This is a genomic window from Archangium gephyra, assembly GCF_049060025.1.
GTDB classification, from domain to species: domain Bacteria; phylum Myxococcota; class Myxococcia; order Myxococcales; family Myxococcaceae; genus Archangium; species Archangium gephyra_A.
The window spans coordinates 620917-641321 of the sequence record NZ_JBMEQQ010000002.1 but is presented as its reverse complement, the minus strand read 5'-3'; the positions used below and the strand labels follow the sequence as shown (position 1 = coordinate 641321).

Annotated in this window: 20 protein-coding genes; 5 read left to right on the top strand and 15 right to left on the bottom strand. The window is 69.7% G+C overall.

Translation table 11 applies throughout. The features are described from left to right. Positions 1-151: 151 nt before the first annotated feature. Entirely contained in the window at positions 152-754 is a 603-nt protein-coding gene (locus ACN28I_RS02995) for a hypothetical protein (protein ID WP_420940646.1), read from the top strand. 88 nt (positions 755-842) lie between these two features. On the opposite strand, the gene ACN28I_RS02990 is transcribed toward ACN28I_RS02995, so the two are convergent. The 3 genes from ACN28I_RS02990 to ACN28I_RS02980 all read right to left on the bottom strand — a co-directional run bounded on the left by ACN28I_RS02990 (position 843) and on the right by ACN28I_RS02980 (position 7005). Beyond that, positions 843-4430, bottom strand: a complete 3588-nt coding sequence (locus tag ACN28I_RS02990) for an Ig-like domain-containing protein (RefSeq protein WP_420940645.1) — start codon at positions 4428-4430, stop codon at positions 843-845. Continuing rightward, positions 4321-5949 (bottom strand): Kelch repeat-containing protein, encoded by a 1629-nt coding sequence (locus tag ACN28I_RS02985; RefSeq protein ID WP_420940644.1) that lies wholly within the window; start codon positions 5947-5949, stop codon positions 4321-4323. The genes ACN28I_RS02990 and ACN28I_RS02985 overlap by 110 nt, the downstream gene beginning before the upstream one ends. A gap of 138 nt (positions 5950-6087) precedes the next feature. Continuing rightward, positions 6088-7005 carry a pseudouridine-5'-phosphate glycosidase gene (locus tag ACN28I_RS02980; protein ID WP_420940643.1) on the bottom strand — a complete coding sequence of 306 codons (918 nt, stop codon included), beginning with the start codon at positions 7003-7005 and terminating at the stop codon, positions 6088-6090. A 138-nt stretch (positions 7006-7143) separates the two neighbouring features. On the opposite strand from ACN28I_RS02980, the gene ACN28I_RS02975 reads away from it, so the two are divergent. Continuing rightward, a complete protein-coding gene (locus ACN28I_RS02975; protein ID WP_420940642.1) occupies positions 7144-8052 on the top strand; it encodes a DMT family transporter in 909 nt (302 codons plus the stop codon). A 9-nt stretch (positions 8053-8061) separates the two neighbouring features. On the opposite strand, the gene ACN28I_RS02970 is transcribed toward ACN28I_RS02975, so the two are convergent. Genes ACN28I_RS02970 through ACN28I_RS02960 form a run of 3 tightly spaced genes read right to left on the bottom strand, consistent with a single transcriptional unit; the run spans position 8062 to position 11579 of the window. Next, positions 8062-9765, bottom strand: a complete 1704-nt coding sequence (locus tag ACN28I_RS02970; RefSeq protein ID WP_420940641.1) for a sigma-54-dependent Fis family transcriptional regulator — start codon at positions 9763-9765, stop codon at positions 8062-8064. Positions 9766-9795: 30 nt separating this feature from the next. Then, complete coding sequence (locus ACN28I_RS02965; RefSeq protein WP_420940640.1) at positions 9796-10968, bottom strand: hypothetical protein; 1173 nt, start codon at positions 10966-10968, stop codon at positions 9796-9798. Further along, complete coding sequence (locus ACN28I_RS02960; protein ID WP_420940639.1) at positions 10965-11579, bottom strand: deoxynucleoside kinase; 615 nt, start codon at positions 11577-11579, stop codon at positions 10965-10967. The genes ACN28I_RS02965 and ACN28I_RS02960 overlap by 4 nt, the downstream gene beginning before the upstream one ends. A gap of 318 nt (positions 11580-11897) precedes the next feature. Between ACN28I_RS02960 and ACN28I_RS02955 the strand changes: the two genes are divergently transcribed. From ACN28I_RS02955 to ACN28I_RS02945, 3 genes are read left to right on the top strand one after another with little or no spacing between them, the layout of a single operon-like run. After that, on the top strand, positions 11898-12692 hold the full coding sequence (locus ACN28I_RS02955) for a lysophospholipid acyltransferase family protein (RefSeq protein ID WP_420940638.1): 795 nt from the start codon (positions 11898-11900) through the stop codon (positions 12690-12692). 15 nt (positions 12693-12707) lie between these two features. Further along, positions 12708-14102: a tetratricopeptide repeat protein gene (locus ACN28I_RS02950; protein WP_420940637.1), complete on the top strand. Its 1395-nt coding sequence runs from the start codon at positions 12708-12710 to the stop codon at positions 14100-14102. Positions 14103-14148: 46 nt separating this feature from the next. Then, the gene (locus ACN28I_RS02945; protein ID WP_420940636.1) at positions 14149-14784 is read left to right on the top strand and encodes a hypothetical protein; all 636 of its coding nucleotides are present in this window, start codon (positions 14149-14151) and stop codon (positions 14782-14784) included. A 75-nt stretch (positions 14785-14859) separates the two neighbouring features. On the opposite strand, the gene rplQ is transcribed toward ACN28I_RS02945, so the two are convergent. From rplQ to ACN28I_RS02900, 9 genes are all read right to left on the bottom strand, one after another. After that, positions 14860-15276 carry a 50S ribosomal protein L17 gene (gene rplQ / locus ACN28I_RS02940; RefSeq protein ID WP_420940635.1) on the bottom strand — a complete coding sequence of 139 codons (417 nt, stop codon included), beginning with the start codon at positions 15274-15276 and terminating at the stop codon, positions 14860-14862. A 175-nt stretch (positions 15277-15451) separates the two neighbouring features. Next, positions 15452-16540: a DNA-directed RNA polymerase subunit alpha gene (locus ACN28I_RS02935; RefSeq protein ID WP_420940634.1), complete on the bottom strand. Its 1089-nt coding sequence runs from the start codon at positions 16538-16540 to the stop codon at positions 15452-15454. A 207-nt stretch (positions 16541-16747) separates the two neighbouring features. Beyond that, on the bottom strand, positions 16748-17374 hold the full coding sequence (rpsD, locus tag ACN28I_RS02930) for a 30S ribosomal protein S4 (RefSeq protein ID WP_420940633.1): 627 nt from the start codon (positions 17372-17374) through the stop codon (positions 16748-16750). A gap of 63 nt (positions 17375-17437) precedes the next feature. Then, positions 17438-17890, bottom strand: coding sequence for a 30S ribosomal protein S11 (rpsK, locus tag ACN28I_RS02925; protein WP_420940632.1), 453 nt, complete (start codon positions 17888-17890; stop codon positions 17438-17440). A gap of 69 nt (positions 17891-17959) precedes the next feature. Further along, positions 17960-18343, bottom strand: coding sequence for a 30S ribosomal protein S13 (rpsM, locus tag ACN28I_RS02920; protein ID WP_420940631.1), 384 nt, complete (start codon positions 18341-18343; stop codon positions 17960-17962). Positions 18344-18393: 50 nt separating this feature from the next. Beyond that, entirely contained in the window at positions 18394-18510 is a 117-nt protein-coding gene (gene rpmJ, locus ACN28I_RS02915) for a 50S ribosomal protein L36 (protein ID WP_002633586.1), read from the bottom strand. Positions 18511-18588: 78 nt separating this feature from the next. Next, on the bottom strand, positions 18589-18807 hold the full coding sequence (gene infA, locus ACN28I_RS02910; protein WP_043409051.1) for a translation initiation factor IF-1: 219 nt from the start codon (positions 18805-18807) through the stop codon (positions 18589-18591). 137 nt (positions 18808-18944) lie between these two features. Next, positions 18945-19709: a type I methionyl aminopeptidase gene (gene map / locus ACN28I_RS02905; protein WP_420940630.1), complete on the bottom strand. Its 765-nt coding sequence runs from the start codon at positions 19707-19709 to the stop codon at positions 18945-18947. Positions 19710-19745: 36 nt separating this feature from the next. After that, entirely contained in the window at positions 19746-20393 is a 648-nt protein-coding gene (locus tag ACN28I_RS02900; protein WP_420940629.1) for an adenylate kinase, read from the bottom strand. Between the last annotated feature and the right edge of the window lie 12 nt (positions 20394-20405).

The window sequence follows — 20405 nt, the reverse complement described above, 5'->3', positions numbered from 1 at the left end:
CGCCGTCCCAGGAAATGATTTCCGGGTAATAGTCGGGCTTTTCGGGAGCGCTCTCCCGGCTCCCTGGACAGCCCCCCGGTCCGAGGCAGCCTCGGCGCACCGCGTTGTCCGGCGCCCGGCGCACCTCCACCTTCGCGCCAGGAGGTGGCTCATGGTGCGTCGAATCGCGGTGTGTCTCGTCTCGCTCCTGCTCACCACGCCCGTCTGGGCTCAGGAGCAGCAGTCCCCACCCGAATCGGGCGGTGGCTCGGGCATGGCCACGGACATGTCCAAGATGGGACCTTGGACTCGCAAGCCCACCAACGAAGCGAAGACCCGGAAGGAGATCGAGGCCTTCTTCAAGGAAGAGGAGGCCCTCATGAAACGGCGCGACTTCGAGGGGGGGCTCGCCCGGATGGACTTCCCGGTCGTCATGGCGACCGATGACAGCAAGGGCGTCCCCATGGCCGAGACGTATGACCGTCAGCGGTACACGGAGATGATGCGGCCCATGTTCGAGCAGATGCCCGCGGACATGCAGATGACCCACAAGCCCACCATCACCGTGCTGTCCGACTCGCTCGCGACGTTCACCGACGACTTCACCATCACCACGGGCGGCAAGAAGTACAGCGGCCGCAACGGCGGGCTCCTGGTGAAGCGGGATGGCCAGTGGAAGTGGAAGACGATGTACGAGGCGGGCTGGGGCGACATGCCCGCCTCCGGCGTCGGTGGTTCCGGAACGGCCGGAGAGTCGGAGCCCCCGAAGAAGTAGCGCGAAGCCGCGCCGGGATGAAACGCCGCCGGGCCGCCGCGACAAGAGCGTGGCGGCCCGGCGGGTGCTGACACCTGTGTCTGGAGCCTCAGGCCCGCCGGAGCGAACGCCGGCTCCACCACGAGCCGCGCACGAGCATGAGCAGCAGTCCCGCCCAGGCGAGCGCAGTCTCCCCGCCGGTCGAGGCGCAGCCTCCACAACCCCCCGCCGGAGCCGACACGTCGGGAGGCTGGGTGACCGGGGCGGGCTCCACGGTGATGCGGACGGTGACGGGCTCGGAGGCGAGCTGCCCGTCACTCACGCGGTAGGTGAAGGAGTCCTCCCCCGCGAACCCGGCCGAGGGCGTATAGACCAGCGCCGGCCCGGTTCCGGAGAGCGTGCCATTCGCCGGAGCCCCCACCACTTCGAAGGTGAGCGCGTCACCATCGCCGTCGGTGCCCTCGAGCCGCACGGACACCGGCGCATCGTGGCCGGTGGTGAACGACAGGGCCCTGGCCACGGGCGCGTCGTTCACCGGGGTGACGGTGATGGTGACGGCGGCCACGGTGGACTCCAGCGTCCCATCACCCACCTGGAAGAGGAGGAAGTCCGGGCCGTGGTAGCCCGCCGCGGGCGTGTACGTGAGGCTGGCGCCCGAGCCCGACAGCGTGCCACGCGCCGGACCCGACACCACCGTGTACGCCAGCGTGTCGCCGTCCACGTCCACCGCTCCCAGCGTCACGGACACCGGGGTGTTCTCGGCCGTCGTCACCGAGCCCAGCAGAGCCACGGGCGCATCGTTCACCGGCGTGACGGTGAGCGTGACGGTGGCCTCGATGGAGTCAGCCGTCCCGTCGTTGGCCTTGAAGGTGAAGGAGTCCGTGCCGGAGTAGTCCGCCGCGGGCGTGTACCTGCGCGAGGTGCCCGTGCCCGACAACGTGCCGTGGGCCGGCCCCGACACCACCTCGTACGTGAGCGCATCACCCTCCACGTCCGTGGCCGCCAACGTCACGATCACGGCCATTTCCTCGGCCGTCGTCGCCGAGCCCGCCAGGGCCACCGGTGCGTCATTCACGGAGTCCACCGCGAGGGAGATCGTGGCCACGTTGGAGTCCACCGTCCCGTCGTTCACCTTGAAGGTGAAGGAGTCGGGGCCGTGGTAGTTGGCCGCGGGCGTGTACGTGCGCGAGGCGCCCGAGCCCGACAGCGTGCCGTGCGACGGGCCCGACAGCACCGTGTACGTGAGCGTGTCGCCGTCCACGTCCGTGGTTCCGAGCGTCACGGACACCGGAGTGTCCTCGGCCGTCGTCGCCGCTCCCGGATGGGCAACGGGCGCGTCGTTCACCGGAGTGACCGTGAGCGTGACGGTTGCCTCGATGGAGTCCGCCGTGCCGTCGTTCACCTTGAAGGTGAAGGCGTCCGGGCCGTGGTAGTTGGCCGCGGGCGTGTACGTGCGGGAAGCACCCGAGCCCGATAGCGTGCCGTGCGCCGGGCCCGACACCACCATGTACGCCAGCGTGTCACCGTCCGCATCCGAGGCCACCAGCGTCACGGTCACCGCCGTCTCCTCGGCCGTCGTCGCCGAGCCGGCCAGGGCCACGGGCGCGTCGTTCACCGGAGTGACCGTGAGCGTGACGGTGGCCACGTTGGAGTCCTCCGTCCCGTCGTTGGCCTTGAAGGTGAAGGAGTCCGGACCGTGGTAGTTCGCCGCGGGCGTGTACGTGCGGGAAGCGCCCGTGCCCGACAGCGTGCCGTGCGACGGGCCCGACACCACCGTGTATGTCAGCGTGTCGTCCTCCACATCCGTGGCCACCAACGTCACGGTCACGGCCGTGTCCTCGTCCGTCGCCGCCGAGTCCGCCATCGCCACCGGAGCATCGTTCACCGGGGTGACGGTGAACGTGACGGTGGCCACGTTGGAGTCCACCTTCCCGTCATTCACCTTGAAGGTGATGGAGTCCGGACCGTGATGGTTCGCCGCGGGCGTGTACGTGCGCGAGGCTCCCGAGCCCGACAGCGTACCGTGTGACGGGCCCGACACCACCGTGTACGTCAGCGTATCGCCCTCCGTGTCCGACGCCAGCAGCGTCACATCGACCGGCGTGTCTTCCCAGGTGGTCACCGAGCCCGGCTGCGCCACGGGCGCCGTGTTGTTGACGGCCCGGAACAGCCCGCCTCCCGAGATGCCATTCACCGTGGCGAAGAGCAGGTAGTGGCCAGGGATGATTCCAGGCATGGTGGTGGTCAACGACGTGTCCGAGAAGGCGCTCAGGGGCAACCGCAGGAACGTGTTTCCCTCCAGGGGCATGAGGCTCACCACGGGGACGTTCGCGGGCGTGCTCCGGTTACCGCCCGCGACACTGATGCCCTCCGAGATGCCGCGCAGCCTCGTCCCCGTCACCGTCACGGCCCCCAACGGGGACAGCGAGGTGGACACGTTCAGGCTGGGGCGCCAGGCGTCGTTCGTTCCCGATTCGTCGAACAGGTTGCTGCCGCCGGGCGTGGCCATGGTGCCGCCCGCGAAGAGCACCTTGCCATTGGGCAGCAACACCGCCGCGCCACCCTGCCGGGTGAAGGGCATGGTGCCCGCGCTGCTCCACGTCCCCAGCGCCGGGTCATATAGCTCCGCGACGGCCCCCGAGCCCGAGCTGCCGCTTCCAGCCAACAACACCCGGCCCGAGGGCAGCAGCACCAATGAGCCGTCGTAATGCGGGCTCGCCGTCGAGCCGGTGGCGCTCCACGTGCCCGTCACCGGGTCATACAGCTCCGCGGTGACGATGGACCCAGGGCCCCCCGCGGTCAGCACCTTGCCATTGGGCAGCAGCGCCAGCTTGTGGGCCGCACGGCCCGTTCCCATCGAGCCCGTGGCGCTCCACGTCTCCGTGGCCGGGTCGTACAGCTCCGCCGTCGCCACCGGGCCCGACCCTCCCGCGACGAGCACCTTGCCCGTGGGTAGCAGCATGGCCGGGTGCGCGCTCCGGCCCCCCGTCATGACCCCCTTCGTGTAGCGCCAGGTGTCCGTGTCCGGGTCGTACAGCTCGGACCTGTTGGCAACACCGCCGGTGACACCGCCCGCGAGGAGCACCTTGCCATCGGGCAGCAGCGTGGCCGTATGGTCCGCATGGGGCTGGAGTGTCGGCGCCGCCGCCGTCCACGTTCCCGTGATGGGATCGAACACGTCCACCGCCCTCGTCCCCGTGCCCGTGGAGTCCCAGCCCCCCACCACCAGGACCTTCCCCGAGCGCAGCACCGTCACCGAGTTGTCGTGGCGCGCCACCGACAGGGTGCCGGCCGCGGACCAGGTGTTGGTCCCCGGCTCATACAGCTCGGCCGAGGCCACGCCGCCGCTCGCCCAACCGCCCGGCAGCAGCACCTTGCCATTGGGCAGCAGCACCCCCGTCGCCCACTGCCTCCTGGTCGCCGGAGAGGGCGCTGCGCCCCAGGTGAACTCGCCCGGGTCATACAGCAGGCTTGCCATGGTGCCCCCCGCGGTGAGCAGCACCTTGCCCGTGGGCAGCATCACCGCCACGTGGTTGGAGAAGCCCGTCGGGAGCGCGGAGGCTCTGGTCCACTCATTGGTGGCCGGGTCATACAGCTCCGAGGTCGTGTCCGTGGCACTGCCACCCGAGCCCCCCACCACCAGCACCTTGCCCGAGGGCAACAGCGTCGCCGAGTGGAGGAAGCGCACCATCTTCATCGGGGCGTTCAACGCCGAACCCGTGGCCGGGTCGTACACCGTCGAGCCTCGAGTCGCTCACCAGCAGCACCTTGCCCGAGGGCAACAGCGTCGCCGTGTGGGACATGCGGTAGGGCAGCATGCCCGGCTGCCGCCAGGTCTCCGTGGCCGGGTCGTAGATCATCACCGGGCTGACGAAGGAGCCGTTCACGTAGCCACCCGCGATCAGCACCTCGCCCGAGGGCAGTAGCGTCGCCGTGTGGCCATACTGGCTCGAGGGCATGGAAGCGGTGGGCCTCCAGGTGCCCGTGGCCGGATCGTACAGCGAGGCCTCGCTGAGCCCGGCGCCGTTGCCGGTGGACCCACCGGCCATCAGCACCTTGCCGTTGCGCAGCAGCGTCAGCGAGTGCATGCGGCGGGGTCCGGGCAGGGCCCCCGTGGTGCTCCACGTCCCCGTCACGGGATCGTACAGCTCCGCGGTCGAGACGCTGCCGCCGGTCTCACCGCCGGTCACCAGCACCTTGCCGTTGGGCAGCATGAGCGTGACGGGGTTCTCGCGGATGCCAGCCATCGAGCCCGTCCCGCTCCAGGTGCCGGACACCGGATCGTACACCTCGCAGGTGGCGAAGGGAGCGAAGCCACCGCCAGCCGCCAGGACCTTGCCCGAGGGCAGCAGCGAGATGCCCGCGCGGTAGCGCTGGGTGGACAGGCTGCCCGTGGAGGAGAAGCCGGGGTCCACCACCACCGGACCCGAGAGGCCCTCCAGGTCCACCGTCAGCTCCACGGACAGCGTCCGGCCCACCGCGTAGCGCACCGGTGCACCGGCGGCGGGCGAGGCCTCGGCCACCGCGCCCAGCAGGCGCACCCGCCCCTGCCGGCTCAGGCCCGCCGCATCCCGCGCCACCGAGTAGTGCAGGCGCAGCACCGGCACCCCGTGCGCATCCACCAGCTCCAGGTAGTCGCCCACGTCACGCGCGGCCGTCACCTCCGGTGGAAGCGTCAGCTCGTAGAGCGTGCGGTGCACGCCCCCACCCTCCGGCAGGACGAGCAGCTCCTCCACGCGCGGGGTCTTCCACTCGCCGCTCTGCGTGGCCGAGCCGCCCGGGGCCATCCAGAAGTGGCCATCTCCGTAGAAGGCCGCGCCCTGGGAGGAGCGCAGCGCCGCGTCTCCACTCCCCGTCTGCCGCACCGTGAAGGTGAGGCCCCGGGTGGTGAGCACCATCTCCCCGCTCCGGGTGGACGGCATGCGCACGTGCAGCAGCGCTTCCGGAGGCACCTGGGACAGGTCCACCGGCGTGCCGGTGAGGATCTCCGGGAAGTACGCCTGGGCGACGGCGAGCTGGCTCGCCTCTCCCGGAGCGGCACGCAGTTGCGCGATGGCGGCGGAGAGGGAGGCCGCGCCGGAGCGAGGCTCCAGGCGGAGTTCCTGGGCGCGGCCCGCCTCCACCCAGACGGCGGCGGGCGATGCAGGCGGCTCACCGCAGGAGAGGAGGACGGCAAGAGAGGAGACGAGAAGCCAGAAGTGTCGGACTGTGAACATGCGGCCCGGAGGGTGGCATCAACGTCTGACGCAGCTCAAGCCCCCCGGGAAAACCCGTACCGGCGCGCACTGGCGGTGAGAGGCCCGCGAAACCCCGTCTCATTGCACGGAGAAGAAGGCGGGCACTCCCTCCGGGACTCAGCCCCGGGCGCCCTGGGCGTAGGCCACGGCGAGCTGCCCGGCGAAGCGGGCGTTGTGGGTGAGCAGCGCGAGGTTGGCGCGCAAGGTTTTGCCGCTGGTGCGGCGGGCCATCTCGGAGAGCAGGAAGGGCGTCACGGCCTTGCCGCGGATGCCCTGCCGATCGGCCTCGGCCATGGCCGCGGCGATGTGCAGCTCCACGTCGGCGCGAGGCAGGGACGTCTCCTCGGGAGGAGGCACCGTGAAGAGGACGCCGCCCTGCCCCAGCGTGTCGAAGCGGGCCCGGAGGATGCGGGCCGCCGCGGCCGGGTCGTCCACCCGGTGCTCCAGCGTCAGCCCGGACGAGCGGCTGTAGAAGGACGGCAGCTCGCCGGTGCCCACGCCGATGATGGGCACGGCGGCGGTCTCCAGCGCCTCCAGGGTCTTGGGCAGGTCCAACACGGACTTGGCGCCGGCGCACACCACGGCCACCGGGAAGCGCGCCAGGGCCCAGATGTCCTGGGAGATGTCCATGTGCTCGGCGACGCCGCGGTGCACGCCGCCGATGCCGCCGGTGGAGAAGACGCGGATGCCGGCCGCGGCGGCCAGCTCGCAGGTGGCGCTCACGGTGGTGCCTCCGGTGGCGCCCTGGGCGATGGCCACGGACAGGTCCCTCGAGGCGAGCTTGAACAGGCGCTCCCGGCCCTCGGCGAGCCGGCGCATCTGGGGCTCCTCCAGGCCGATGAACACCTGTCCATCCACCACGGCGATGGGAGCGGGCACGGCACCGGCCCGGCGCACGGCCTCCTCGCAGGCGCGCGCCGCCCCGAGGTTGTCCGGGTAGGGCAGCCCCTGCGCCACCACGCTCGTCTCCAGTGCCACCAGCGGCACGCCCTGCTCCTTCGCGCGCCGGACCTCTTCGGAGTAACGCAGTTCCATGGGGGCATATACGCCACGGGCCCGAGGGCAGGACAAGCGCGGAGACGTGCCACGCCCCGGGAGCGTTCGGCGCCGGTCAGGCCTGGGGGCCGCGGGAGCATTGCCAGCACGGGCCTATGGCTGTATGCCGCCCTCGCCTTGAGCACCCCCAGCACCGCCGTGCCCTCCGCCGCCCCTCGCGCGTTCTCCCTCTCGGATCTCACCCTCGTCCTGATCGTCATCATTTGGGGCACCAACTACACGGTGGTGAAGGAGGCGCTGAGCTTCTTCCCGCCGATGGCGTTCATGGCGCTGCGCTTCGGGCTGGCGGCGGTGGCCATGACGGTGGTGCTGCACACGCGCGAGGGCTGGAAGCCGCTGCCCCGGGCCACCCTGCTCAAGCTGGTGGTGCTCGGGCTGGTGGGCAACACGCTCTACCAGTTCTGCTTCGTGATGGGCCTGGCGCACACGACGGCGGCCAACAGCGGGATGCTCGCCTCGGGCACGCCGGTGGTGACGGCGTTGCTGGGCGCGGCGCTGGGGGTGGACAAGCTGCGGAAGCCGCTCGCGATGGGACTGCTGCTCGCGGTGCCGGGCATGCTGCTCATCGTCAGCGCCCGGGGCCCCGAGCTGGATGCGTCGACGCGCATGGGGGACTTCCTCATCCTTGGGGCCTCGCTGTGCTGGGCCATCTACACGGTGGGCATCCGCTCGATCGGGCCCGAGCTGTCCGCGCTGCGCATCACCGCGCTCACGATGCTCACCGGAGCGCCCGGGGTGGTGCTGGTGGGCCTGCCCTCGGTGATGAACCTGGAGTTCGGGAGCATCAGCGCGGGCGCGTGGTTCGGCCTGGTGTACTCGGCACTCGGCCCGCTGGTGCTGGCGTACGTGGTGTGGAGCCGCAGCGTGCAGGCGGTGGGCAGCAGCCGGACGGCCATCTACAACAGTGGGACGCCCGTGGTGGCGGCGCTCACCGCGTGGCTGGTGCGAGGCGAGCGGCCCACGTGGATGCAGGCGGTGGGCGCGTTGCTGGTCATCTCCGGGGTGCTCGTGAGCCGGAGGCGCTGAGCGCCGAGCTCACGCGCGCCGCCGCGTCACGGTGAGGCCGTAGTCCTCGATCTTCTTGTCCAGCGTGGGCCGGCTGATGCCGAGCAGTCTGGCGGCGACGATCTTCTTTCCCCCGGCGGTGCGCAGGGCCTCGGCGATGGCATCGCGCTCGAGCCTGGCGACGCGCTCCTGCAGGGTGAGCTGCGGAGGAGTCGCGCTCCCGGCTTGAATCTCCGGAGGCAGACTCAGCGCGTGGAGCTGTGCGCCGGGGTGCACCAGGGCGAGCCGTTCCGCGAGCAGCTCCAGCTCGCGGACATTGTGGGGCCACTCGTAGTCCATGAGGAGCTGACGGGCCTCGGGGGCGAGCACGGGAGGCTCCATGCGGGAGGCGCGAGCACTCCGGGCGGCGAAGAGCTCGAAGAGCATTGGGATGTCGGCGCGCCGCTCGCGCAGCGGAGGAATGGCCAGCTCGAGCCCCGCGAGTTGCCGGACGAGCGAGGCCTCCAGCTCCCCCTTCACGGCGAGCACGTGCGGCGGGGCCTTCGCGGTGACGATGAGGCGGAAGTCCACGGGCTCCTCGCCGCCCTGGAGGGCCGGAGCCGTCTTGCGGGCGATCAGCCGGGCGAGCCGCTCGGAGAGGGCGCGCGGGAGCAGTTCCACATGGTGCAGCAGCAGCGTGCCGCCGTCGGCGTGAAGCAACGCCGAGGCCACGGGAGGCACGCCCGGCCCGCTGGCGCGCCCGAAGAGCACCTCCTGGAGGGAGGCCGTATCGCGGCAATCCACACGCACGAGGGGCCCGAGGGCCCGGGGCGAGCGCGCGTGGATGTAGCTGGCGCACAGGGACTTGCCGGTACCGGGCTCGCCGGAGAGCACGACGGGGGCGGCGCTGGCGGCGGCGCGGCGGGCCTGCTCCACCACCTTGCGGAAGGGGCGCGAGTTGCCGGCCATGTCCACGCGGACCGGCTGGCTTCCCGCGCGCGAGCGCACGGCGGCATAGGCCTCGCCCCCAAGCCGCCCGAGCATGGCCGCGAGCCGACCATCGGCCTCGGAGAAGTCCGGCTCGGAGCGCTCCAGGTAGAGCACGCCGAAGGGCAGCCCGCCCGAGGCCACCAGGGGCGAGCACAGGGCCCCCGCCGAGCGGCCCTGCTCGGAGCGCTCGAGCGTGGCGCGGGCCATGTCGCGGGGCACCTCCACGGAGGCCGCGCCCACCACGGCGGCGGTGAGCAGCCCCTTGCTGTCGCCGAGGAGCGCCGCCGCGGCGTCCGCGTTCAGCGCGTGGAGCGAGGCCTCGGCGATGCGCCGCAGCACCATGGCCTCGCTGGTGGCGCCCAACAGCGCCGCGCCCGCCGAGTACAGCGCGGCCTCGGTGCCCACGTGCGGCAGCACCTCCTCGACGGGCAGGAGGCGGGTGCCCTCGGGGACGGTGCCCGCGAGGGAGGCGGCGCCGAGCGGCTCGACGAGCACGGTCGTCTTGCCCACCTGGACGCGGTCGCCGGGGTGGAGCAGCACCTCGCCGGAGACGCGCTCGCCATTGACGGCGGTGCCGTTGCGCGAGCCCAGATCCGCCAGGCGCACCTGCCCCTCCTGCACGAAGAAGCGTGCATGGCGGCGGGACACATGATCGTCCTCGGGGAGGGGAATCTCACACGAGGGGCTGCGGCCGATCGTCGCCTCGGCCTGGATCTCGTAGCGCAGGCCGGCGGAGGGACCGGAGAGGAGCAACAGGGCGGGCATGGCGGGCGGCGGATGGTACCACCGCCCCCCTTACATCGGGCGTTCGGCGTTGAGCAGCGCGCGAACCTCGTCCTCGTCCAGGGTGCGGCCCTCGCGGCTGAGGGCGAGCGCGTTCACGTCGGCCTCGGCGACCTCCACGTGAGCGCCCTTGCGCCACTCGGTGGTGTGGACGGCGCCATCCACGAGCCGGCCGACGATGACGCCCTCCTCCCAGGAGAGCACCTCGGACCAGAGCTGCTCGGTGACGGTGTTGCCCTCGGGGTGGGTCTCGAAGGGGGCGCGCACGAGGAAGGTGAGCGGCTCCATGAGGCCGCGGCGCAGGAAGCGCGCCTTGAAGGCGGGCACGTGGGCCTGGGCCTCCTGGTGCATGGACTCCGTCTGCTCGGTGGGCTCCTGCGCGAAGCGCTCGCGGAAGGGGCGCAGCAGCTCCGCGGTGTTGTGCCGGCCCTGGGGCGACACCACGGTGAGGAAGAGGCCCTCATGGCCCTCGAAGGCCTCCAGGGGGACGCCGAGCAGGTTGGTGCGCGCCTCTTCCGAGGGCACCAGCATGAAGGTCTGCCCCTCGCTGGTCCCCATCTCCTTGCGCAGCGGAGCGCCCTGCCCGAAGGCCAGGTCGGTGCACAGCTCGTGGAGGAAGGCCTCGGCGGGGAGCAGGTCCTGCTCGCCCAGGTGGAAGATCTCCAAATCCCTCGCGCCGAACTTCTCCATCCCGTGCGAGTGCACCCACAGGGGTGTTTCTCCCTCGATGACCTCCACGGCGTGGAGGTTGACGTGGTCGCGGATGTCGAAGTCCAGCTCGGTGATCTCCGCCACGTCCTCGGACTCGTGGACCTTGGAGGAGGTGATGTCCACCAGGACGCCGTCCACGTGGGCCAGGACGATGCGGGCGCACATGAGCGCCACGAAGACGGGCACGGTGGGCTGGGAGGAGCTCGTCTCGAAGGCGAAGCGGTAGAAGGACCGGGCGCGGGTGAGCGACTCGAGCGAGGGCTCGCTGCCGGAGAACATGTCCGGAGTCCACTCGGAGGGAGCGGCCCGCGGCTCGAAGATGACTTCCACCCGGGAGTCCTCGGCCTCCACGGTGAAACCGTGGCCGTCGGAGGCGGGAGTGAAGGTCATCTCCTCGGACTCGAAGGCGGTGCGCAGGTCGCTCATGGGAATGGGCGAGGCGCGCGAGATGGCGACGAGATAGACCTCCATCACAGGTGCTTCTCGATCTGTCGGAAGAGGTCCACGCGGTCCACCAGGTTCGTCAGATAGTCCAGCTTATCCGTCGGGAGAACGAGGACGGGGGACATCTTGTAACCACTGAACCATTCCTCGTACAGGGAGTTCAGCCGGTTGAGGTAGGAGGTGGGGATGTCCTGCTCCATCTCGCGGCCGCGCAGGCGGATGCGCTGGCGCAGCGTCTTCACCGGGCAGCGCAGGTAGATCATCAGATCCGGCGGGGTGAGCGTCTGGGCGAAGGTCTCGTAGAGACTGCAGTACATCTGCCAGTCGCGCTTGTCGATGTAGCGCTGACGGTGGAGGTTCTTGGCGAAGATCTCCGCGTCCTCGTAGAGGGTCCGGTCCTGGAGGGCGGTGCCGGGGGAACGCTCGAGCTCGCGCTGGAGGCGGAACTTGGCGGTGAGGAAGAAGAGCTGGGAGCGGAAGGCCCAGGTCTTCATGTCCTTGTAGAAGTCAGCGAGGTAGGGGTTCTCCTCGTTGGGCTCGAAGAAGGGGGTGAGGCCGTACTTCCGGCAGAGGAAGGACGTGAGCTCCGTCTTCCCGGCACCGATGTTGCCCGCGATCGCGATGAACTTCTTCTTGGCCAAAGCACCGCGCTTGTACCCCCACCGGGCGGCGCACACCAGATCCAAGGTGGCCGGAAGGACGAGGGGGCATGGTAGATACGGCCCCTCATGCCTCCCCTCCCCCCCACCCGTCCCGAGCCTGGCGCGAGCCGAGCGGCCGGCGTGGCCCTGGATGGCGGCGGGGGGCACCATTCCACCGTCCCTGAGCACGCGAGCGTGCGGGCGGCCGCTGCTCGCTGGATGAGGTGGGGGCGGCTCCGTTGTTCGGGCGTTTTTGGCGGGACACCGGGCTGTGCGCCGTGGTGGGCTCCCCATTAAGACATTGACGAGGTCGCCAGGATGCTTCGCAACCTGTTGTGCATGGTGGTCGCGGTGGTCGCCACCGCCATCTTCTTTCCCGTGACCGTGGTGGTGGCGCTGCTCACCTTCAACCCGGGAGCCACGGTGTGGGTGGCCCGCCGGCTGTGGTCGCCCATCCTGATCGCGACGGGAGGGGCCAAGGTGGTGGTGACGGGCCAGGAGAACGTGGACCCGAACCGGCCCACCATCTACGTCTCCAACCACCAGTCCACGCTGGACATCCCCATCCACTTCGTGACGGTGCCGGTGAACTTCCGGTACGTGGCCAAGCACCAGCTCAAGTACGTGCCGCTCATCGGCTGGTACCTGTGGTACGCGGGGCACATCTTCGTGAACCGGGGCCGGCGCGACAAGGCCATCGCCTCGCTGGACGCCGCGGCGCAGAAGATCCGCAACGGCACGAGCGTGTTCCTCTACCCCGAGGGCACGCGCTCGGACGATGGCAGCGTGCTGCCCTTCAAGAAGGGCCCCTTCGCGCTGGCGCTCAAGTCGCGGGTGCCGGTGGTGCCCATCACCATCGAGGGCTCCGGCTCGGTGATGCCGAAGAACTCGTGGAACATCAAGCCGGGCCCCGTGTACGTGAAGATTGGCAAGCCCATCGACACCACGGGCTTCGCCGAGGATGACCGCGAGGGCCTGGCCCGGGCGGTGCGTGACGTCATCATCCAGCAGAGCCTCGAGCTGGGCGGCAAGGGGGGCGATCCCGAGAAGGTCACCGCCGCCGCCGGTGTCGAGGGTGACGCGCCTTCCCGCCTCCACCGCAACGCCTCCTGAGGAGACCGTCTCCCCGTGCGCCTACCCTCCCCCGACTCCCGCCGTACTCCCCGCCATCGGCTGCGCTCCTGGGCGGGCGTGGCCGTGCTCGGACTGGGCCTGGCCACCGGCTGCCGGCATGGCGCGGCCACCGAGCGCCCCCTGGACGCGCGCGCGCAGGCCCGCGAGTACCTGGAGAAGAAACAGCCCGAGCGGGCCCTGCCGCTGCTGGAGGCCGAGTCCGCCCGGGCGCCGGAGGACCTGGAGCTGGCGCGGATGCTGACGGAGGCCCAGGTGAAGGCGGGCCGCGCGGACACGTGGATCGCCGAGCTGCAGCGCCGCAACGCGCAGGTGGAGCGGGCGGAGAACCACTACATGCTGGGGCTGGCGTACTTCTCGCGGGCCTCGGACGCGGGGGGGCCGGCGGTGGCGGCCTTCGAGCGGGCCGTGGAGCTGAAGCCGGACGAGCCCGAGCTCCACTACCGGCTGGGGCTCGCCCGCCTGGAGTCCGAGCAGTACGGGGCGGCGGTGGGCCCCCTGCGGCGTGCGGCCGAGCTGGCGCCGGAGCGCGCGGGCATCCGCCTGCCGTTGGCGAAGGCGCTGCACCGGACGGGGGATTCTGCGGGGGCGGTGGCGGCGCTGGGGGCCCTGGTGCGGATGAGCCCGAGCCGCGCCGAGGTGGCCACGGCGCGGGCGCTGATGGACCAGATCGCCGATCCGTTCGCGCGCTTTCCCAAGGCGGCCGAACCCAAGCTGGAGGAGGGCCTGCGCTACCTGAGGGAGCTGGACGCGCCGCACCCGGCCATCGTGGCGTTCGAGGAGATTCTGCGGGACTACCCGGACCTGGCGGTGGTGCACGCGCTGATGGGGCTGGCGTGGCAGCGGCTGGACGACGCGGGCCGGGCGGTGGAGGAGTTCAAGCGAGCCATCGAGCTGGCGCCGGAGGACGGCAAGAACCACTTCTACCTGGGCGAGCTGTACCTGGGGCGGCAGAGGCCGGAAGCGGCGCGGACACACCTGGAGAAGGCGGTGGAGCTCAACCCGCTGCAGGACGTGGCGTGGTTCCGGCTGGGGGACATCCACCTGGAGCGGAGGGACCTGAAGGCGGCGGGCGAGGCCTTCCGGGTGCTGACGTCCCTGGCGCCGGACGAGGAGGCGCCGAGGGGCAAGCTGGCGCTGGTGCGTCAGTTGGAGGGCGACTGGGCGGGCGCCGAGCGCGAGTTGCTGTACGTGGTGGAGAAGAATCCGGACAACGTGGAGTTCACCCTGCGCCTGGGCGTGCTCTTCACCGAGCAGGCGAAGCAGTCCTCGCGGCCGGAGGAGCGGAAGGAGGCAGCCGGGAAGGCGGAGCGCTGGCTGCGCAAGGTGCTGGAGGCCCAGCCGGAGAACGCGATGGCCTCGCGGGCGCTGCAGCAGCTCAAGAGCCCGTAGGGGCCAGTAGCCAGCGGGAGCCCGGGCCCTCTACACTGGGGGCTCGATGAGTGAAGGTGCCAATCAGCCCCAGCAGCCGCGCGGGACTCCGTCGTCGACGAACATGCCCCGCGTCTCGCAGACGAACAATCCGCGCGTGATGAGCGCCGCGCGCGCGGCGCCCCTGCCCAAGGAGCAGCAGGGGCAATTGAGCCAGAAGCTGAAGGCCGAGTCCGCCAACGTGGCCCTCAACGCCCTCTCCATCGTGAAGGAGAAGGTGGAGGAGTTCCGCGAGCAGGATCGCTTCTTCAAGTACAAGGCCTTCATCGTGGCCGGCTGGGTGTTCCTGTCGATCAGCACGTTCGGCGTCACCTGCGCCCGGGGCGCGAAGCAGACGGGAGACTTCGGCGCCAAGCTGGTGCCCGTCACCAGCCGGGCCTCGCTGACGATCATGAACAAGAGCGAGGACGCCTGGGAGAAGGTCCACATCGTGGTCAAGGACAACCAGGGCGTGGAGTGGAACGCCTATGTGCCGCGTGTGGAGCCGGCCCGGGACATCACCATCACGCCCAAGCAACTCCTGAGCGCGGAGGGCAAGGCGGCGCCCTCGGACATCACCATCGTGCGCGTCGAGATGCAGACGGCCGACGGCGATGCCGTGCTGCTCGAGAACGGCGTGAACCTCACCGACGACGCGCGGTAGCCTGACCCCCCAAAGCGCGAGAGCGCCCTTCCCGAGGGGAAGGACGCTCTCGTGCACTACCCTACGGACGACCGTTTACTCTGCCTTGGTCTCCGTGGCCTCGGCGGCCTCGGTGTCCACGGGGGCGGCCTTGGCGGGACGATCCACCAGCTCCAGCAGGGCCATCTCGGCGCCGTCACCGCGACGGAATCCGAGGCGCACGATGCGGGTGTAACCGCCCGGGCGCGTGGCGTAACGATCCTTGTACTCGCTGAACACCTTCTGGAGGATGACGCGGTTGCGAACCGTCCGCTCCGCGAGGCGCACGTTGGACAGGCCACCGCGCTTGCCGAGGGTGATGATGCGCTCGGCGATGGCCCGGGCCTCCTTGGCCTTGGGCAGCGTGGTGCGGATGGCCTCGTGCTCAAGCAGCGAGGTGACCATGTTGTGGAGCATCGCGAGCCGGTGGCTCGTGGTGCGGTGGAGCTTCCTCTGGCCTACCTTATGACGCATGGTGCTGACCTCGGGCCCTTTCGGGGCCCACCACTCCGGCCGTACGAGGTACCGGGTGGGAAGGATGGAACCGGCACGGGCTCCACCGTTGCTGTGTTGGGCCGGTGAGGGCCCCCTCCTCCCCCGGGGTATGCGGCCATGCCGCCCCGCGGGAGGAGGTGACTGCGAGAGTCGACTAGGCCTTGGGAGCGCCGGGGGGCACCGCCGCGCCACCCGCCGCAGCAGCAGCGGCAGCCGCCGCGGCCGCGGCACCCGGAGCGGGCGCGGGCGGGGTCTTCGGAGGCCAGTTCTCCAGCTTCATGCCGAGCGACAGGCCCATCTCCGCGAGGATCTCCTTGATCTCCTTCAGAGACTTGCGGCCGAAGTTCTTGGTCTTGAGCATCTCGGCCTCGGTGCGCTGCACGAGATCACCGATGGTCTTGATGTTGGCCTGCTGCAGGCAGTTGGCCGAGCGCACGGAGAGCTCCAGCTCGTCCACCGAGCGGAAGAGGTTCTCGTTGAGCTTGGCCTCCTCCTTCGGGGCCTCGACCGCCACGGGCTCCTCGGTCTCGTCGAAGTTGACGAAGACGGTGAGCTGCTCCTTGATGATCTTGGCCGCGTAGGCGACGGCGTCCTGGGGGGAGACGGAGCCGTCCGTCCACACCTCGAGGGCGAGCTTGTCGTAGTCGGTGACCTGGCCGACGCGGGCGTTGGTGACCTGGTAGTTCACCTTGCGGATGGGCGAGAACAGCGAGTCGATCGGAATGGTGCCGATGGGCGAGCCCGCCACCTTGTTCGCCATGGCCGGCACGTAGCCGCGGCCGCGGCGGCACGTCAGCTCCATGCGGACCTTGCCGCCCTCGGAGACGGTGCAGATGTGGTGACCCGGGTTGAGGATCTCCACGTCCTGGTCGGTGATGATGTCACCGGCCTTGATCTCCTTGGGGCCCTCGGCCTCGATACGGATCGTCTTCGGCTCGTTCGTGTGCATCCGGAGGAGGACCTCCTTCAGGTTCAGCACGATGTCCGTGACGTCCTCGGCCACCTCGGAGATGGTGGTGAACTCGTGGTCCACACCCTCGATCTTCACCGTGGTGATGGCGGCACCCTGCAGGGACGACAGCAGGACGCGGCGCAGCGAGTTGCCCAGCGTGGTGCCGAAGCCGCGCTCGAGAGGCTCGGCGACGAACTTGGCGTAGGTGGGGGTCAGCGAGTCCTGATCGACCTCGAGCCGGCGGGGCTTGATGAGATCACGCCAGTTCTTCGCGAGGAAAGAGTCAGCCATGTTCTTCTGCTCCTGATGACGTGGCCACCACCGACTTACCCACCGGGGTGGTGGGAGGATGGGCACGTGGGGTTTTCTTGAATAACGGCCCCGGCCCCGAGGCTGCACGAGGGGGCCGGTAGAAGCACGACGCCCCGGCGGTGAGGCCAGGGCGCGTACGACAGCTCCAGCGGTATGGTTTCGCCCGGTGGGGGCGAGCCAGGCCGATTACTTCGAGTACAGCTCGACGATGAGCTGCTCCTGGATCGGCATGGTCAGGTCCTCGCGGTTCGGCGCGGTGCGCACCGTGGCCTTGAAGCCCTTCTTGTCCAGGTCGATCCACTGCGGCACGCCACGGCGATCCACGGTCTCCAGCGCCTCGGAGATGCGGAGGATCTTCCGGCTCTTCTCGGCCACCTCGATGGTGGTGCCGGGCTTGACGGCGAAGGACGGGATGTTGACCCGCTTGCCGTTCACCGTGAAGTGGCCGTGACGCACGAGCTGGCGGGCCTCGGCGCGCGTGTCCGCGAAGCCCATGCGGAACACCACGTTGTCCAGGCGGAGCTCCAGCTGCTGCAGGAGGTTCTCACCGGTCTTGCCCTTGGCGGCGGAGGCGCGGTGGTAGTAGCCGCGGAACTGGCCCTCCAGCAGGCCGTACATGCGCTTGACCTTCTGCTTCTCGCGCAGCTGCACGCCATAGCCGGAGAACTTCACGCGGCCCTGGCCGTGCTGACCGGGGGGATAGGGACGCCGCTCGATGGCACACTTGTCCGTGTAGCAGCGGTCACCCTTCAGGTACATCTTCAGGTTCTCACGCCGGCAGATACGGCAGGCGGAGGCGGTATAACGGGCCACGATGCTTCTCCGTGTAGAGGTGGTCTGGACCGCTCCCCACGAGGAGAGCGGCCCGGAATGGAACTAGACGCGGCGGCGCTTGGGCTGACGGCAGCCGTTGTGCGGGATGGGCGTCACGTCGCGGATGAGCGCGATCTTCAGGCCGGCGGCGGCGAGCGCACGCAGGGCGGACTCACGGCCCGCGCCAGGACCCTTCACCAGCACCGTCACGTTCTTCAGGCCGTGCTCCATGGCCTTGGCCGCGGCGTCACCGGCGGCCACCTGGGCGGCGAACGGCGTCGACTTGCGGCTGCCGCGGAAACCGCGGGCGCCGGCGGAGGACCAGGAGATCACGTTCCCGGACACGTCCGTGATCGTGATGATGGTGTTGTTGAACGTGGACTGGATGTGGACCACGCCATTGAGGATGCTCTTCTTGCCCTTCTTGCCCTTCTTGCGCGCAGCGGCAGCGGCGGTGTCACCCGTCGCGGGGGCCGCAGCGGCCGGGGCCGCAGGCGCGTTGGTCTCTTCAGCCATGGAACTCGTTGCTCCTGGAGGTAGGTAATCGACGCCGGCACCTCGGGGGCGCCGGCGCAGGTGGAAGAACTAGCGAGCGGCCGTCGCCGGCTTGGCGCGCACGATGCCGCGCTTCGGGCCCTTGCGGGTCCGCGCGTTGGTGTGCGTCCGCTGACCACGGACCGGCAGACCCTTGCGGTGACGCAGACCCCGGTAGCAGCCCAGGTCCATCAGCCGCTTGATGTTCATGGTCACCTCGCGACGGAGGTCACCCTCGACCTTGTAGGTCGCCTCGAGGACCTCGCGGATCTTCCGCGTCTGCTCCTCGGTGAGATCCTTGGTCCGGGTGGCGAGGTCGATCCCCGCGGCCGTGATGATGTCGTGGGCGGACTTGTTGCCGATCCCGTAGATGTACTGGAGCGAGATCACCGCGCGCTTGTTGGGCGGGAGGTCGATGCCGGCGATACGAGCCATCTAAGTCGTTCCTTCTGGTGAGTTGGTCTGGAGCTCGGTCCCTGAGGGGCCTAGCCCTGGCGCTGCTTGTGCCGCGGGTTGGAGGCGCAGATGACGCGCACGATGCCCTTGCGGCGGACAACCTTGCACTTGTCGCAAATCTTCTTGACGGACGCCCGAACCTTCATGGCGGTACTTCCCTTCCTTCGCTTTAGAAAAGAAAAGCCTCGAGGGCCGGTCCGCCATTCCGCGGAACCGAGCCCTTGCTACTTCGCCCGGTAGGTGATCCGGCCCCGGGACAGATCGTACGGGGACAGCTCGACCTTCACCTTGTCGCCCGGGAGGATTCGGATGAAGTGCATCCGCATCTTGCCCGAGATGTGCGCGAGCACCTTGTGGCCGTTGTCCAGCACCACACGGAACATCGCGTTCGGGAGGGGCTCCATGACTGTCCCCTCGACTTCGATGGAATCATCCTTCGGCAATCAGATAACCCTCTCGCGGACCACCGGAACTCTGGAAGCGCGGCGGGATAACACTTTGGTCCAGAAGTGGCAAGCATCCTCGCGCGGTAAAACCGAATTTCTACGAACCCCCGTGTACTCCCTCGTATTCCGCCCACCTACCCGGCCCTGTGCCGGGTGAGGATTTCGGGTCCTCCTTCGGTGATGAGCACGGTGTGCTCGAAGTGTGCGGAAAGCTTGCTGTCGCGCGTCACGGCTGTCCACTGATCCTCGAGGACCATCACCTCATCCGTGCCCTGGTTCACCATGGGCTCGATCGCGAGGACCATTCCCGGACGAAGCTTCAGGCCGCTGCCTGGCTGGCCGTAGTTGGGCACGTCCGGGGCCTCATGGAGGCGGCGGCCGATACCGTGACCGCTGAAGAGACGGACCACGGAGAAGCCCCGGGCCTCCACGTAGCTCTGGACCGCGTGGCCGATGTCCCCGAGGCGGTTGCCGGGGAGCATGGCCTGGATGCCCTTGTGGAGGGCCTGCCGGGTGGCGTTCACCAGCGCCTGGGCCTCGGAGCTCACCTTCCCCACCGGCACCGTCCGGGCCGAGTCCCCGAAGAAGCCCCGGTAGACGACACCGAAGTCCAGCTTCATCAGGTCCCCCTCCCGCAGCTTGCGCCGTTTGGAGGGGATGCCGTGCACCACCTCGTCGTTGACGGAGGCGCACAGGCAGGCGGGAAAGCCGTGGTAGCCCTTGAAGGCCGGCCTGGCGCCCTTCTGGGAGATGAGCTTTTCGGACAGGGCGTCCAGCTCCCAGGTGGTGACACCCGGCGCCACGGCCTTCTCGAGCTCGTCCAGGATCTCGCTCACGATGCGCCCGGCCTCGCGCATGAGGGCGATCTCGTCCCGGCTCTTGATCTCGACCTGGCCCACGGCTGCCTCGTCCCTGTCCGCCCGCTCAGCGGGCGCTCAGGCCTTGCCCAGGGCCTTCTTGATGTCCGCGTACACGCCCTCGGGCGAGCCCACCCCGTCGATGGCCTTCAGCAGGCCCCGCTGCGCGTAGAACGGCTCCAGGGCCGCGGTCTCCGCGTCGTACTTCTTCAGGCGCTTCTCGATGACGTCGGCCTTGTCGTCGTCGCGCTGCACGAGGCCGGTGCCGTCCTTGTCGCAGTAGCCCGCCCGCTTCGGGGGGTTCTGGTAGACGTGGTAGACGGAGCCACAGGTGGGGCACGAGCGCCGCCCCGAGCCCCGCTCGATGAGCTTCTCGTGGGGCACCTTGAGGGACACCACGGCATCGAGCTTCCTGCCCAGCCGGGCGAGCATGCTCTCGAGCGCCTCGGCCTGAGGAGGCGTGCGCGGGAAACCGTCCAGGACGAAGCCATGGGCGCAGTCCGGCTCCTTGAGGCGCTCCTCCACGATGCCGATGACGATCTCGTCCGGCACGTAGGAACCAGCGGCCATCAACGGCCCGGCCAGCTTGCCCAGCTCCGTCCCCTCCCGGACCGCCTTGCGGAGGATGTCACCCGTGGAGATCTGCGGCAGCTTGAACTCCGCGTACAGATTCTTCGCCTGCGTCCCCTTCCCCACGAAGGGCGGGCCAAACAGGATGAGGTTCATAGATTCCTCTCA

Excerpts from the sequence above, each read along its gene's own strand:
- ACN28I_RS02995 (WP_420940646.1), top strand. The coding sequence starts at position 152 with ATGGTGCGTCGAATCGCGGTGTGTCTCGTCTCGCTCCTGCTCACCACG.
- ACN28I_RS02990 (WP_420940645.1), bottom strand. The coding sequence starts at position 4,430 with ATGAAGATGGTGCGCTTCCTCCACTCGGCGACGCTGTTGCCCTCGGGC.
- ACN28I_RS02985 (WP_420940644.1), bottom strand. The coding sequence starts at position 5,949 with ATGTTCACAGTCCGACACTTCTGGCTTCTCGTCTCCTCTCTTGCCGTC.
- ACN28I_RS02980 (WP_420940643.1), bottom strand. The coding sequence starts at position 7,005 with ATGGAACTGCGTTACTCCGAAGAGGTCCGGCGCGCGAAGGAGCAGGGC.
- ACN28I_RS02970 (WP_420940641.1), bottom strand. The coding sequence starts at position 9,765 with ATGCCCGCCCTGTTGCTCCTCTCCGGTCCCTCCGCCGGCCTGCGCTAC.
- ACN28I_RS02955 (WP_420940638.1), top strand. The coding sequence starts at position 11,898 with ATGCTTCGCAACCTGTTGTGCATGGTGGTCGCGGTGGTCGCCACCGCC.
- ACN28I_RS02945 (WP_420940636.1), top strand. The coding sequence starts at position 14,149 with ATGAGTGAAGGTGCCAATCAGCCCCAGCAGCCGCGCGGGACTCCGTCG.
- rplQ (WP_420940635.1), bottom strand. The coding sequence starts at position 15,276 with ATGCGTCATAAGGTAGGCCAGAGGAAGCTCCACCGCACCACGAGCCAC.
- ACN28I_RS02935 (WP_420940634.1), bottom strand. The coding sequence starts at position 16,540 with ATGGCTGACTCTTTCCTCGCGAAGAACTGGCGTGATCTCATCAAGCCC.
- rpsK (WP_420940632.1), bottom strand. The coding sequence starts at position 17,890 with ATGGCTGAAGAGACCAACGCGCCTGCGGCCCCGGCCGCTGCGGCCCCC.
- rpsM (WP_420940631.1), bottom strand. The coding sequence starts at position 18,343 with ATGGCTCGTATCGCCGGCATCGACCTCCCGCCCAACAAGCGCGCGGTG.
- rpmJ (WP_002633586.1), bottom strand. The coding sequence starts at position 18,510 with ATGAAGGTTCGGGCGTCCGTCAAGAAGATTTGCGACAAGTGCAAGGTT.
- ACN28I_RS02900 (WP_420940629.1), bottom strand. The coding sequence starts at position 20,393 with ATGAACCTCATCCTGTTTGGCCCGCCCTTCGTGGGGAAGGGGACGCAG.